This is a genomic window from Streptomyces sp. NPDC127098 (assembly GCF_042722465.1).
Taxonomy (GTDB): domain Bacteria; phylum Actinomycetota; class Actinomycetes; order Streptomycetales; family Streptomycetaceae; genus Streptomyces; species Streptomyces millisiae.
In genome coordinates this window covers 25,138-38,742 of the sequence record NZ_JBHXFJ010000056.1, presented here as the reverse complement: position 1 = coordinate 38,742, position 13,605 = coordinate 25,138, and the positions used below count along the sequence as shown (strand labels likewise).

General features: G+C 70.5%; 14 protein-coding genes. 5 read left to right on the top strand and 9 right to left on the bottom strand.

Going from position 1 to position 13,605, the window contains the following annotated elements; genetic code table 11:
• Positions 1-116: 116 nt before the first annotated feature.
• The 9 genes from ACFWI8_RS27935 to rpmH form a co-directional block, all read right to left on the bottom strand.
• Positions 117-734, bottom strand: a complete 618-nt coding sequence (locus tag ACFWI8_RS27935) for a GNAT family N-acetyltransferase (protein ID WP_387096963.1) — start codon at positions 732-734, stop codon at positions 117-119.
• A 58-nt stretch (positions 735-792) separates the two neighbouring features.
• The gene (locus tag ACFWI8_RS27930) at positions 793-1,932 is read right to left on the bottom strand and encodes a ParB/RepB/Spo0J family partition protein (RefSeq protein WP_387096961.1); all 1,140 of its coding nucleotides are present in this window, start codon (positions 1,930-1,932) and stop codon (positions 793-795) included.
• Positions 1,929-3,002 (bottom strand): ParA family protein, encoded by a 1,074-nt coding sequence (locus ACFWI8_RS27925; RefSeq protein WP_311596650.1) that lies wholly within the window; start codon positions 3,000-3,002, stop codon positions 1,929-1,931. The genes ACFWI8_RS27930 and ACFWI8_RS27925 overlap by 4 nt, the downstream gene beginning before the upstream one ends.
• A gap of 291 nt (positions 3,003-3,293) precedes the next feature.
• On the bottom strand, positions 3,294-4,025 hold the full coding sequence (gene rsmG / locus ACFWI8_RS27920; protein WP_387096958.1) for a 16S rRNA (guanine(527)-N(7))-methyltransferase RsmG: 732 nt from the start codon (positions 4,023-4,025) through the stop codon (positions 3,294-3,296).
• Positions 4,022-4,537, bottom strand: coding sequence for a protein jag (locus ACFWI8_RS27915; protein WP_387096955.1), 516 nt, complete (start codon positions 4,535-4,537; stop codon positions 4,022-4,024). Before ACFWI8_RS27915 ends, rsmG begins: the two co-directional genes overlap by 4 nt.
• A 15-nt stretch (positions 4,538-4,552) precedes the next feature.
• Entirely contained in the window at positions 4,553-5,593 is a 1,041-nt protein-coding gene (gene yidC / locus ACFWI8_RS27910) for a membrane protein insertase YidC (protein WP_387097003.1), read from the bottom strand.
• 12 nt (positions 5,594-5,605) lie between these two features.
• The gene (gene yidD, locus ACFWI8_RS27905) at positions 5,606-5,923 is read right to left on the bottom strand and encodes a membrane protein insertion efficiency factor YidD (RefSeq protein WP_311596646.1); all 318 of its coding nucleotides are present in this window, start codon (positions 5,921-5,923) and stop codon (positions 5,606-5,608) included.
• Entirely contained in the window at positions 5,920-6,288 is a 369-nt protein-coding gene (gene rnpA, locus ACFWI8_RS27900) for a ribonuclease P protein component (RefSeq protein ID WP_387096952.1), read from the bottom strand. The genes yidD and rnpA overlap by 4 nt, the downstream gene beginning before the upstream one ends.
• Before the next feature lie 24 nt (positions 6,289-6,312).
• A complete protein-coding gene (gene rpmH / locus ACFWI8_RS27895; RefSeq protein ID WP_311596644.1) occupies positions 6,313-6,450 on the bottom strand; it encodes a 50S ribosomal protein L34 in 138 nt (45 codons plus the stop codon).
• A 470-nt stretch (positions 6,451-6,920) separates the two neighbouring features.
• Here rpmH and dnaA point away from each other — a divergent pair, with 470 nt between their 5' ends.
• The 5 genes from dnaA to ACFWI8_RS27870 all read left to right on the top strand — a co-directional run bounded on the left by dnaA (position 6,921) and on the right by ACFWI8_RS27870 (position 13,553).
• Positions 6,921-8,492 (top strand): chromosomal replication initiator protein DnaA, encoded by a 1,572-nt coding sequence (dnaA, locus tag ACFWI8_RS27890; protein WP_387097000.1) that lies wholly within the window; start codon positions 6,921-6,923, stop codon positions 8,490-8,492.
• Positions 8,493-9,288: 796 nt separating this feature from the next.
• The gene (gene dnaN, locus ACFWI8_RS27885) at positions 9,289-10,419 is read left to right on the top strand and encodes a DNA polymerase III subunit beta (RefSeq protein ID WP_311596642.1); all 1,131 of its coding nucleotides are present in this window, start codon (positions 9,289-9,291) and stop codon (positions 10,417-10,419) included.
• A gap of 579 nt (positions 10,420-10,998) precedes the next feature.
• A complete protein-coding gene (gene gnd / locus ACFWI8_RS27880) occupies positions 10,999-11,874 on the top strand; it encodes a phosphogluconate dehydrogenase (NAD(+)-dependent, decarboxylating) (protein WP_387096948.1) in 876 nt (291 codons plus the stop codon).
• Positions 11,875-11,896: 22 nt separating this feature from the next.
• Positions 11,897-13,030 (top strand): DNA replication/repair protein RecF, encoded by a 1,134-nt coding sequence (gene recF / locus ACFWI8_RS27875; protein WP_387096945.1) that lies wholly within the window; start codon positions 11,897-11,899, stop codon positions 13,028-13,030.
• Positions 13,023-13,553, top strand: a complete 531-nt coding sequence (locus ACFWI8_RS27870; RefSeq protein WP_387096943.1) for a DUF721 domain-containing protein — start codon at positions 13,023-13,025, stop codon at positions 13,551-13,553. The genes recF and ACFWI8_RS27870 overlap by 8 nt, the downstream gene beginning before the upstream one ends.
• The last annotated feature ends 52 nt before the right edge of the window (positions 13,554-13,605 follow it).

Below are 13,605 nucleotides of genomic sequence, written 5' to 3'. Positions count from 1 at the left end.
TTTTTCTTCTACTTTTTCACTTTCTTCGGCCCTTTTTTTGTTTGGTTGGTGGCGGGCGTTTTTGTTCCCTCACCCCCCCCCCCGCCCCTCCGTCATGTCCGCGGATCCCAGACCCGCTAGGACGGGTGGAAAGCCGGCCTTGCCTTGGCGCCGGCCAACAGCCGGTCCAACGCCAACTCCATGTCGGCACGCCAGGAGACCGCGCGCCGGAGCTCAAGTCGCAACCGAGGAAAGGCGGGATGGGGCCGCGCTGTCTCGAAACCCACCGCCCACAGATACTCCGCCGGCAGCACGCAGCGTGGCTGCTCCCAGCGCGCGTCCCCGAAGGCCTCGATCGCCCGGATCCCTCGGCCCAACAGATCCTTGGCCATCGACTGAACCAGGACCCGTCCCAGTCCCTGATGCTGAGAGCCGGGTACGATCCGGGCCGTGATCAGTTGGACGGCATCGGGGGACACCGGGCTCGTGGGGAAGGCGCTGCCCCTGGGCACATAGGCCGGCGGGGCGTAGAGCACGTAGCCCACCGGTCGCCCATCCACATAGACGAGGCGGCCGCAGGAGCCCCACTCCTCCAACACGGTCGAGATCCAGGACTTCTTCTCCGACTCCGAGCGGCCGGTGCGCTCCGCGTCGCGGCCGCTCACCGGGTCCAATTCCCAGAAGACACATGCCTGGCAGCTGGACGGCAGATCCGCAAGGTTGTCCAGTGTGAGCGGCACAAGCTGACGCCCCATGGAGCCCATCGTATCCATGGGGCGTCAGAGGTGATCGAAGGTCCGACCCGACTCCAGGTCAGCCAGCCGTCTCTGTCTCCTGCTCCGGCGCGTCAGCCCGGATCTTGTCGAGCACGGGGCCCTCGCCGGGAGCCAGCTGGGTCAGGATGCGCTCCAGGTCCTCCATCGAGGCGAACTCGACGACGATCTTCCCCTTCTTCTGCCCCAGGTCGACCTTCACCCGGGTCTCGAAACGGTCCGAGAGCCGATTCGCCAGGGAGTCGAGGGCGGGGGAGATCCGCCGGCCGGCGCGCGGCCCCCGAGAACGGGCACCGTTCTTCTTGAGGGCGGAACCCTGGAGCATCACGATCTCCTCGATCGCCCGCACCGAAAGCCCCTCGGCCACGATCCGCTGAGCCAACCGCTCCTGCTCCTCGGCATCCTCCACCGACAGCAGCGCCCGTGCATGCCCAGCCGAGAGAACCCCGGCGGCCACCCGCTGCTGCACCCGGGGGGAGAGCCGAAGCAGCCGAAGGGTGTTGGAGACCTGCGGCCGCGACCGACCGATCCGGTCGGCCAACTCATCGTGGGTGCACTTGAAGTCCCGCAGCAACTGGTCGTAGGCAGCAGCCTCTTCCAACGGATTGAGCTGGGCCCGGTGCAGGTTCTCCAGCAGGGCGTCGAGGAGCATCTTGTCATCCTCGGTGGCCCGGACAATCGCCGGAATCGCCTCCAGGCCGGCCTCACGGCAGGCCCGCCAGCGTCGCTCGCCCATGATGAGCTCATAGCGCTCCGGCCCCAACTGCCGGACCACGACGGGCTGGAGCAGCCCCACCTCTTTGATGGAGGTCACCAGCTCGGTCAGCGCGTCCTCGTCGAAGACCTCACGAGGCTGCCGCGGGTTGGGGGTGATGAACTCCAGCGGCAGCTCGGCGAAGTGCGCCCCAGCGACCTCCTGGGGTGGCGCCTCGACCCCGGCCGCCACCGCCTCGGCCACCGACGCGGAGTCCGCCGTTTCACGTGAAACGCCGTTCTGCCCCTCGCCCGCCGAGAACGCACCAGCCGTCGGAACGGCCAGCCCGCGGTCTGGATTCAGCGACGGCACCGCGCCCGGCGATGTCGAGGCGCCAGGCTCCGCCTCGATGTCGTCGGCGCCCCTGGGGGCCGCCGGAATCAGGGCGCCGAGCCCACGGCCTAGTCCCCTGCGTCGTTCGCTCACTGTGTCCCCTCCACCGGGCCGCGCTGCTCCTGCTGCGGCAGTACATGCTGAGACGTCACGCCCCGCAGGGCGATTTCCCGGGCCGCCTCCAGGTAGGAGAGCGATCCGCTGGATCCCGGGTCATAGGTCAGAACGGTCTGCCCATAGCTCGGCGCCTCCGAGATCCGCACCGAGCGCGGGATGTTGGTCCGCAGCACCTCGGTGCCAAAGTGGCTCCGGACCTCCTCGGCGACCTGCGAGGCAAGCCGGGTGCGTCCGTCATACATCGTGAGAAGGATCGTCGAGACGTGCAGCTCCGGGTTGAGGTGGCCCCGCACCAGCTCGACGTTGCGCAGCAGCTGTCCCAGTCCCTCCAGCGCGTAGTACTCGCACTGGATGGGGATGACCACCTCGGCGCCGGCGACCAGGGCGTTGACCGTCAGCAGGCCCAGCGACGGCGGGCAGTCGATGAAGACATAGTCCAGTGGCTGCTCGTAGGAGCTGATCGCCCGCTGCAGCCGGCTCTCCCGAGCCACCACCGACACGAGCTCGATCTCCGCGCCGGCCAGGTCGATGGTGGCGGGGGCGCAGAACAGGCCCTCCACATCGCGCACCGGCTGAACCACCTCGGAGAGCGGCCTGCTCTCGATCAGCACGTCATAGATCGAGGGAACCTCGGCGTGGTGGTCGATGCCCAGCGCGGTGGAGGCATTGCCCTGGGGATCGAGGTCGATCACCAGGACACGGGCGCCGTGCAGAGCCAGCGACGCCGCGAGGTTCACCGTCGTGGTGGTCTTGCCGACACCCCCCTTCTGGTTGGCGACGACCATGACCCGCGTCTGCTCCGGCCGGGGCAGACTGCCACCGGCTCGATACATGGCCTCGACCGCCTGCTGGGCCGCCCTGCCAGGCAGGGCTCCTGCGGGAGGCGGCGCACTGGGGGCGATGTCGACCGCTCCCCCGGGGGCGTCCGCCGATTCGGACCGAGGGCCGGGCACGGGATCGGCCGTCGGTCCAGCGATATTGGCGTCGGACCGCAATGGTTCACTCTCCTCGACACGCGCAGCCTTCGTGAGATCAAAGCCTGCCATGTCCCGAGGGGTATCAACCACCGAGGCGGGATTACGTGTGGATAGCTGGCCCTCTGTGGATACCGTCGCCCCCCGCGCGGGTGAAGGGCGGGGGGTTCGGCGGTCACGCGGCTCGGCGGCCGCACGTCCACGATTGATGATTCCTTGCAGCAGCGAGCGGCGTTTCACGTGAAACACGATGCCTACGGCCGCCAGGGCCGGCCGTAGGACACTCCGCCTCAGGGATATTTTCCGCTCTTTGGCCGTGCGGCGGGGGCTGCGCGCCTCGGCACGGAAGGCCGGTGCGAAGGGTCAGCGCGGTCCCCGGCCGGCTCGGCCGGCCCGCCGGGCGGCCTTCGCCCGCTTGGCGGCGAACCGCACACCGCCCGGGCTCTCACCGACCTCCACCCGCACCACCGTGGCCGGGGGGTCCACCACATCGGCGCCGACATGCAGGACCTCGCTCCGGACGACGCCGAGCTTGCTCAGGGCGGCGCGGGCCCCCTTGAGCTCCTGCTCGGCCGTGTCGCCCTTGAGCGCGAGCATCTCGCCATAGGGACGCAGCAGCGGGACCCCCCAGCCGGCCAGCCGGTCGAGCGGGGCCACCGCCCGTGCCGTCACCACATGCACCGGGGGGAAGGTGTTCAGTACCTCCTCGGCCCGGCCGCGCACGACGCTCACCTGCTCCTCGAGGCCCAGCAGCTCCACCACCTCCTGGAGGAAGGTGGTGCGTCGCAGCAGCGGCTCGAGCAGGGTGATGCGGAGATCCGCCCGGACCAGTGCCAGCGGAATGCCCGGGAGCCCGGCACCGGACCCCACGTCGCAGACGGTCACTCCTGTGGGAACGACCTCGGAGAGCACCGCGCAGTTGAGGAGATGGCGCTCCCAGATCCGGGGCACCTCACGAGGACCGATCAGCCCCCGCCGGACCCCCGTCTCGGCGAGCAACTCGGCGTAGCGCACGGCGTCCGGCAACCGGTCCCCGAAGACGGCGCCGGCCGCCTCCGGGGGAGGAGGCGGCCCTGCTGGCAGATCCTGGTTCACGGCAGGACGACCACGCGGCGCTGCGGCTCCTCGCCCTCAGACTCGCTACGCAGCCCGGCCGCGGCCACCGCGTCGTGCACCACCTTGCGCTCGAAGGGCGTCATCGGCTTGAGCTTGACCGCCTCGCCGCTGTCCCGCACCTGCTGCACCGTCTCCTGGGCCAGCGCGGTCAGCTTCTCGCGCTTGCGGGCCCGGTGCCCGGCGATGTCCAGCATCAGCCGGCTGCGCTCGCCGGTCTCCCTGAGCACGGCGAGCCGGGTGAGCTCCTGCAGTGCCTCCAGCACCTCGCCGTCCCGGCCGACCAGCTTCTGCAGATCGCGGGACGGCCCGTCGGCGATGACGGACACGGCCGCGCGGTCCCCCTCGACGTCCATGTCGATGTCCCCGTCGAGGTCCGCGATGTCGAGCAGCCCCTCGAGGTAGTCCGCCGCGATCTCGCCCTCCTGCTCCAGGCGGGTGAGGCCATCGGCGTCCTGGGGGGCTGCCGACGCGGTGGAGGTGGTGTCCGTCACGGGTGGGACTCCTTCTTACTTCTTGCTGTTCGCGGACGGCTTGCTTGGCTTGCCCGACTGGGACTTCTTGGGCTGCTGCCCCTCTGGCTTGCTGCCCTGCGCGGGACGCTGCGGCTGCTGGCCGCCACCCGACTGACGCTGCGACTTGCTCTGCCGCTTGGGCTGGGTCCTGGCGGCACGGGCGGCCTCGGTGGTCTTCTTCGCGTCGGTCTGCACCGGCTCCTCCGCCAGCTTGCCCTTCTTCCGCAGGCGCTCCTGGCGCTCCTTGTAGGCAAGGCTGCCGGGGGTGGGGTTCCGCGCGATCACGTACATCTGCTGACCCATGGACCAGACGTTGGTGGTGAGCCAGTAGATCAGGACGCCGACCGGGAAGTTGATGCCGAAGACGGCGAACATGAGCGGGAAGATGTACATCAGCATCTTCTGCTGGTTCATGAACGGCGTCTTGACGTCGAGGTTGACGTTCTTCGTCATCAGCTGGCGCTGGGTGAAGAACTGCGACGCCGACATCAGGATGATCATGATGATCGTGACGGTGCGCACCGTGCCCAGGGAGGCGCCGAGCTCGGCGACCTTGCTGGCACTGTCCATGAAGCGGGTCGCGATGGGGGCGCCGAAGATCGTGGCGGAACGGGCGCTGTCCACCTGGTCCGCGTTGAGCACACCGACGGTCTGGTTGTTGGCGATGTGGCTCAGGGTCTGGAAGAGCGCGATGAAGAACGGCGACTGCGCGAGGATCGGCAGGCAGCTGGCCAGGGGGTTGGTGCCCGTCTCCCGGTACAGCTTCATCATCTCTTCGGACTGACGCTGCCGGTCGTTCTTGTAGCGCTCCTGGATCTTCTTCATCTGTGGCTGGAGCGCCTGCATGTTCCGGGTCGACTTGATCTGCTTGACGAACAGCGGGATCAGGGCGATCCGGATCACGATCACCAGAGAGACGATCGACAGACCCCAGGCCCAACCGCTGTCCTCGTCGAACACCAGGCTGTACAGCCGGTGGAACTGGACGATGATCCAGGACACCGCGATATAGAGGGGACTGAGGATCGTATTGATCGTGTCCACGGGTCAGGCTCCTTGGGCATGATGGGGGGCACCCCCGGGCGAGGCGTGGGAAAGCGTCCTGTCGTGCCGCAGCCGGTCACGCAGCCGCCGGTGCCACACCGGACGCTTCCGAGGAGGAACGTGATCGACTCCACCGGGCGACCAGGGGTTGCAGCGCAGGATGCGCCAGACGGTCAGTGCCGTCCCCTTGATCGCGCCGTGCCGGTCGATGGCGCCATACCCGTAGTGGGAGCATGACGGATAGTAACGGCATACGGGGCCGAGTAGCGGGCTGATGGTCCACTGGTACAGCTTGATCAGCAGCAGCAGCGGGTACTTCACGTCCGTACCCCTCCCAGCAGCCGCTCCAGTGCGGCATCGAGGTCCCGGGCCAGCTGATCGTAGGTCGCACCGTCCGCACCAGGCAGGGCCCGCACGACAACCAGGCTACCGGGGGGCAACCCGGACAGCCGATCCCGGACCAGGTGCCGCAGCCGGCGCTTCACACGGTTCCGGGCCACGGCGTTCCCCACGGCCTTGCTCACGACGAAACCCGCACGCGGCGGCAGAGGGGTCTCTGCCGCCGGGTGCGGGTCCTTACCGCCGCTCAGATGGACGACGAGGTGCGGGCGCCCGGCCCGGCGCCCCCGGCGCACCGCGGTCGCGAAGTCCTCGCGCCGCCTCAGCCGGTTCTCGGAGGGCAGCACCGCATGGACCTGTGGTCAGTCAGCTCAGGCCGACAGACGAGCGCGGCCCTTGTTACGGCGGCTGGCGATGATGGCGCGGCCGGCACGCGTCCGCATCCGCAGCCGGAAGCCGTGGGTCTTGGCCCGGCGCCGGTTGTTCGGCTGGAAAGTGCGCTTGCTCACTCGGGGGCTCCAGAAGATCTTCGGTGTTCGGCACGGCGGCCGAAACGGGAGGTGGTCCGCCGACAGCTGTCACCGTGCGCCCGCGAGGAGCTCGCATCGCCCGAGTCAGCCGCCATCGCAGCGCATCGGTGAGGCTCACCTCAGAGGAGCGGCCATCGGAGGCAGGCGGCAGCAGCCGTCGACGACTCGACCTGGCAACGGTACGCGCGAGGCGTCCCACAGGTCAAACCCGGACGGCGCATCCTCGTACACACCCTGTGGACAACGACTTGATGTGCGCGCGCCGCGCTGACTACCGTGGCTTAACTCGGGATTCTTTCCCGAACGCACCCGCCCAATCGCCCCCCGGAGTCACAGCACACCCACGGGCGCCGATCAACGCCAGCGCCACCCCTGCGAGTGAGAGAGCGTGCCTCGTGGCTGACCTTCCCGCTGATCTTGCCGCGGTCTGGCCTCGCGCGCTCACCGCGATGCTCTCGGACGACCAGCGTCTCGAGCCCAAGGACCACCGCTGGCTGCAGGACTGCCAGCCGCTCGCCCTGGTCTCGGGCACCGCCCTGCTCGGCGTGCCCAACGAGTACGCGAAGAGCGTGCTCGAAGGTCGGCTGGCCCCGCTGATCGGGGACGTGCTCAGCCGCGAGTGCGGGCAGCCGATCCGGCTGGCCATCACCGTCACCGCGCCGCCGCCCTCCCCCGTGCCGCAGCCGCGCGCCGAGCCCGTCGAGCAGCTTCCGCCGCCGCGGGCCCACGATCCCTACCAGGGCGGCGAGGGGTACCCCGGCCACGAGCGGCCCTCCGCCAGGCCCGCCTACCCCGACCACCCGCGCGCCCCGCGCCCCACCGACCAGTCGGCGGGCTGGCGGCAGCCGCACCCCGGGCACGCGGGGCACTCCGGATACCCCTATGCCCGGCAGGAGACGTTCGAGGCACCGGAGCCCGAGCGCCCGCCCGTCCCCGTCGGCCGGCCGCCGGCGCCCGCGGCGTCGAGCGGCGGTGCCCCCGAGCCGACCGCGCGGCTGAACCCCAAGTACCTCTTCGACACCTTCGTCATCGGCGCCTCCAACCGGTTCGCGCACGCGGCCGCGGTGGCCGTCGCCGAGGCGCCGGCCAAGGCGTACAACCCGCTCTTCATCTACGGCGAGTCGGGCCTCGGTAAGACGCACCTGCTGCACGCCATCGGCCACTACGCGCGGAGCCTCTACCCCGGCACCCGGGTGCGGTACGTGAGCTCGGAGGAGTTCACCAACGAGTTCATCAACTCCATCCGGGACGGCAAGGCGGACGCGTTCCGCAAGCGCTACCGGGACATGGACATCCTGCTGGTCGACGACATCCAGTTCCTCGCCAGCAAGGAGTCCACCCAGGAGGAGTTCTTCCACACCTTCAACACCCTGCACAACGCCAACAAGCAGATCGTGCTCTCCTCCGACCGGCCGCCCAAGCAGCTGATCACCCTGGAGGACCGGCTCCGCAACCGCTTCGAATGGGGCCTGATCACCGACGTCCAGCCACCCGAGCTCGAGACGCGCATCGCGATCCTCCGCAAGAAGGCCGTGCAGGAGCAGCTCAACGCCCCGCCCGAGGTGCTGGAGTTCATCGCGTCCCGGATCTCGCGCAACATCCGCGAGCTGGAGGGCGCGCTGATCCGGGTCACGGCCTTCGCCAGCCTCAACCGGCAGCCGGTGGACCTGGGGCTCACCGAGATCGTCCTCAAGGACCTGATCCCCGGCGGCGAGCACGCGACGCCGGAGATCACCATCGACGCCATCGTCTCAGCGGTGGCGGAGTACTTCGGGCTCACGGTCGAGGACCTGATCGGCTCCTCACGCAGCCGGATCCTGGTCACCGCCCGGCAGATCGCCATGTACCTGTGCCGGGAGCTCACCGACCTCTCGCTGCCCAAGATCGGGCAGTACTTCGGCGGGCGCGACCACACGACGGTCATGCACGCCGACCGGAAGATCAGGTCGCTGATGGCCGAGCGCCGGCCCATCTTCAACCAGGTCACCGAGCTCACCAACCGCATCAAGAACGGCGGCTGAACCGGCACCGCCGGCCCTCCACGTCACGGCGCCCCCGAGGTCACCTCGGGGGCGCCGTTCGATTTCCGCCCGGGGAAGGGCAGTTGTCCACAGCTTTGGCGCGCTACGGTCGTCCACACCCTGTGTGTGCGGCGAGTTGTCCAGACCGCCGTCCACAGGCCGGCTGGGGAGGAGACGAGTTCGCAGGTCAGCAGGGTGTGGAAATGTGGGAAACCCTCGTCCACAGACTGTGGACGAGACACTGGGCGCCCATCGCGCCGATCGCGTTGTCCACCGCCCCGGCTCGGTGATCCACAGCGAAGGGGTGGTTGTGCACAGGCAATCCACAGCTTTGTCCACTGTTCGGCAACGCAACGCGCGGTCTCACCGGCAAGAGTGAATCAGCTCACAGTGGAGTGGACCGGGGCCTGTTGAGAACTCGGCGGAATCTGGGGACAGAGCCGTGGAAAACCCGGCTCCCACTGTGGACGGGGTGTGGAAGACCGCGGTTCGTCCACAGGAAACCCCTCTTCATCCACCGCTCCACCCACAGGCGATGTGGATAAAAACCGGCGCCTGAGCTGGGAAAACGGAGTTATCCACGGTATCCACAGGGCCTACTACTACGACTACACAGATAGAGCGGGAGACTCGGTTCGAAGTGGGCGCTGTGGACAAGTGGGCCCGGGGCCGGTCTACCCAGCCCGAGTCGATTTGACTCGCGGATGCACCTACTGTCAGAGGCGTGCGCCAGACTGGTGCCCCGACAGGGAGCCGGCAGGGGCGCACGGCCTGAAGACAGCGGGAGGCGGCTGAAGTGAAGATCCGGGTGGAACGCGACGTGCTCGCCGAGGCGGTGGCCTGGGCCGCCCGTAGCCTGCCGGCCCGGCCGCCGGTCCCGGTGCTCGCGGGCCTGCTGCTGAAGGCCGAGGAGGGCGCGCTGAGCCTCTCCGGTTTCGACTACGAGGTCTCGGCGCGGGTCTCGGTCGACGTCGACGTGGAGGACGAGGGCACCGTCCTGGTCTCCGGCCGGCTGCTCGCCGACATCTGCCGCGCCCTGCCGAACCGTCCGGTGGAGATCTCCTCGGACGGCGTCCGGGTGAGCGTGGTCTGCGGCTCCTCCCGCTTCACCCTCCACACGCTGCCCGTCGAGGAGTACCCGGCGCTGCCCCAGATGCCGGTGGCCACCGGCACGGTCCCGGCCGAGGTGTTCGCCTCCGCCGTCTCCCAGGTGGCCATCGCCGCCGGCCGCGACGACACGCTGCCGGTGCTCACGGGTGTGCGGATCGAGATCGAGGGCGACACGGTCACCCTGGCCTCCACCGACCGGTACCGGTTCGCGGTTCGGGAGTTCCTGTGGAAGCCCGAGGTCGCCGACGTCTCGGCGGTGGCCCTGGTGCCGGCGAAGACGCTGCTCGACACGGCGAAGTCGCTCAGCGGCGGCGAGACCGTCTCGCTGGCGCTCGCGGGCTCCGGTTCCGGCGAGGGGCTGATCGGCTTCGAGGGCGCGGGTCGGCGCACCACGACGCGGCTGCTCGAGGGCGACCTGCCGAAGTACCGGACGCTCTTCCCGACCGAGTTCAACTCGGTGGCCGTGATCGAGACGGCGCCCTTCGTCGAGGCGGTCAAGCGCGTGGCGCTGGTCGCCGAGCGGAACACCCCGGTGCGGCTCAGCTTCGAGCAGGGCGTGCTGACGCTGGAGGCGGGTTCGAGCGACGACGCACAGGCTGTGGAAAGGGTGGACGCGAAGCTGGAGGGCGACGACATCTCGATCGCCTTCAACCCGGGCTTCCTGCTCGAGGGCCTGAGCGCGATCGACTCCCCGGTGGCGCAGCTCTCGTTCACCACCTCGACGAAGCCGGCGCTGCTGAGCGGCCGCCCGGCGGCGGACGCGGAGGCGGACGACGCGTACAAGTACCTGATCATGCCGGTTCGCCTGAGCGGCTGAGCTCGACGGGGCCGTGACGGGCCTGGCGGCCCGTCTGGCCCACGGCCCTCCCGCGGGTCCACTGCGGGTCCACTGCGTGGGGCCTTCGGGCCGACGGGGGCGCCGGCGGGCGGGCGCTGGCCTCGTCCGTTCTCGGAAGTGGCCCGTCGGCGACGAGGCGGCTTCCGCCGCCTGGAGGCGGGACCGGGTTGGCGGCGGATATCGGCGCGCGCCGCGAGGGCACCGGCCGCGCCTGCGGCCGTGGCGAGCCCGCCAAAGCGCGCCTTCTCCGCTTCGTGGGGCGCGGCGGCGCCGCGCGGGTGCCACGAAGACAGCCGGTAGGCGCTCGCGGCGCCGCGGGCGGCGGAACGCCTGTCGCCGCGGTGCGGGGCCAATGCATGGCCCCGTTGCTTCGCGGCGCGCGGCGCCGCGCACCATGGATGACGGCCGGTAGGCGCCGGCGGTGGGCCGCGCGGTAGCGCGCCGGGCGGGGCGCCGCGGCCCAGTGCCGGCTGGCGCCGCGGGCAGGCCGCGCTTCGGCCCGCTTCGCGGGTGAAGCGTAGGCTCGGGGGGATAGCACAACGTTCTGAAGGAGTCCTGATGGAGCTCGGTCTCGTCGGTCTCGGCAAGATGGGCGGGAACATGCGTGAGCGCATCCGCCGAGCCGGTCACACCGTGGTGGGTTTCTCGCACGAGGCGGACGTCGCCGACGTGCACAGCCTGAAGGACCTGGTGGACGCGCTCGCCGCGCCCCGGGTGGTGTGGCTGATGGTGCCGGCCGGCGCGGCGACCCAGTCCACGGTGGACGAGCTGGCCGAGCTGCTGTCCCCCGGCGATGTCGTCGTGGACGGCGGGAACTCCCGGTGGACGGACGACGCCAAGCACGCCGAGCAGCTGGCCGCCAAGGGCATCGGCTTCGTGGACTGCGGGGTCTCCGGCGGCGTCTGGGGCCTGGAGAACGGCTACGCCCTGATGTACGGCGGTGACGCCGAGCACGTCGCGAAGGTCCAGCCGATCTTCGACGCCCTCAAGCCGGCCGGCGAGTTCGGCTCCGTGCACGCGGGCAAGGTCGGTGCCGGCCACTTCGCCAAGATGGTGCACAACGGCATCGAGTACGCCATGATGCAGGCCTTCGCCGAGGGCTGGGAGCTGCTCGAGGCCGTCGACGAGGTCACGGACGTGCGCGAGGTGTTCAGGTCCTGGCAGGAGGGCACGGTCATCAGGTCCTGGCTGCTCGACCTGGCCGTTCGCGCGCTGGACGACGACGAGCACCTGGCCCAGCTCAAGGGCTACGCGGCCGACTCGGGCGAGGGCCGGTGGACGGTGGAGGCGGCGATCGACAACGCGGTGCCGCTGCCCGCGATCACGGCCTCGCTCTTCGCGCGCTTCGCCTCCCGGCAGGACGACTCCCCGCAGATGAAGATGATCGCCGCGCTGCGCAACCAGTTCGGCGGGCACGCGGTCGAGAACAAGTAACGGCGATCGGGGGCCCGGCGCCGTGCACGTCACGCATCTGTCACTCGCCGACTTCCGCTCCTACGCCCGGGCCGAGGTCGAGCTCGACCGTGGGGTGTCCACCTTTGTCGGGCCCAACGGCCAGGGGAAGACCAACCTGGTCGAGGCCGTCGGCTACCTGGCGACGCTCGGCAGCCACCGGGTCTCGTCGGACGCGCCCCTGGTGCGGGCCGGCGCCGACCGGGCGGTGATCAGGGCGGCGGTCGTCGAGGGGGAGCGGCGGCAGCTGGTCGAGCTGGAGTTGAACCCTGGCCGGGCCAACCGGGCCCGGCTCAACCGCTCGACCCAGGTCCGCCCGCGCGACGTGCTCGGCGTGGTCCGCACCGTGCTGTTCGCGCCCGAGGACCTGCACCTGGTGAAGGGGGACCCGGGCGAGCGGCGCCGGTTCCTCGACGAGCTGGTCACCGCGCGCGCCCCGCGGCTTGCGGGGGTGCGCGCCGACTACGAGCGGGTGCTCAAGCAGCGGAACTCGCTGTTGAAGTCCGCCGCGATGGCCAGGCGGCACGGCGGCCGGGGCGCCGACCTGTCCACGCTCGACGTGTGGGACCAGCATCTGGCGCGGGCCGGCGCGGAGCTCCTCGGTCAGCGGCTGGCGCTGGTGTCGGCGCTGCGGCCGTTGGCGGACAAGGCGTACGAGGAGCTGGCGCCGGGCGGCGGCCCGGTCGGTCTCGAGTACCGGGGGCCCGCGGGTGAGCCGGCCGAGCTCGCGGCGGCGTCCCGTGAGGAGTTGTACGACCTGCTGCTCGGCGCGATCGCGGGCGTCAGGGCGCAGGAGATCGAGCGCGGCGTGACGCTGGTCGGACCGCACCGGGACGATCTGCTGCTGCGGCTGGGGGAGTTCCCGGCGAAGGGGTACGCGAGCCATGGCGAGTCCTGGTCGTTGGCGCTCGCGCTGCGGCTCGCCGCGTTCGGCCTGTTGAAGGAGGAGGGGCCCGAGCCGGTCCTGGTGTTGGACGATGTCTTCGCCGAGTTGGACGCGCGGCGCAGGGAGCGGCTGGCCGAGCTCGTGGCGCCGGGTGAGCAGGTGTTGGTGACGGCGGCGGTGGAGCAGGACGTGCCCGCGGTGCTCGCCGGGGCGCGGTTCGCGGTCTCCGAGGGGCGGGTCGAGCATGGGTGAGGGTTCGGGCGCGGAGGAGCGGCCGCTGTCGGGTGTGGATCTGGCGCGGGTGGCGTTGCGGGCCGCGCGGGAGCAGGCGAAGGCGCGGGGCGCGGCGGCGCAGCAGCGTCGGCAGGCGCGGCGCGGCGGCGGGCTGCGGTCGGGGGCGCGGGCCGGGGGGCGTGATCCGTTGCCGCTGGGTGCGGCGTTGCGTCGGCTGACGGAGGAGCGGGGCTGGGAGATGCCGCTCGCGGTGGGCGGTGTGGTGGGCCGCTGGCCGGAGTTGGTGGGGCCCGAGGTGGCGAAGCACTGCGTGCCCGAGGGCTATGACGAGGAGGCCCGGGTGTTGACGGTGCGCTGTGACGCGACGGCGTGGGCGACGCAGCTGCGGTTGCTCGCGCCGGAGTTGCTGCGCCGGCTCAACGCGGACCTGGGGCAGGGGGCGGTCACGTTGATCAAGGTGCTTGGTCCTTCCGGGCCTTCGCGGGGCCAGGGGCGGCTGCGCGCCCCGGGGAGCAGGGGGCCTGGTGACACGTATGGATAGCCCTGGCGAGGGCGTCGCCTGGCGGTGCGAAAGTGATGCCGGTCACGTTCGC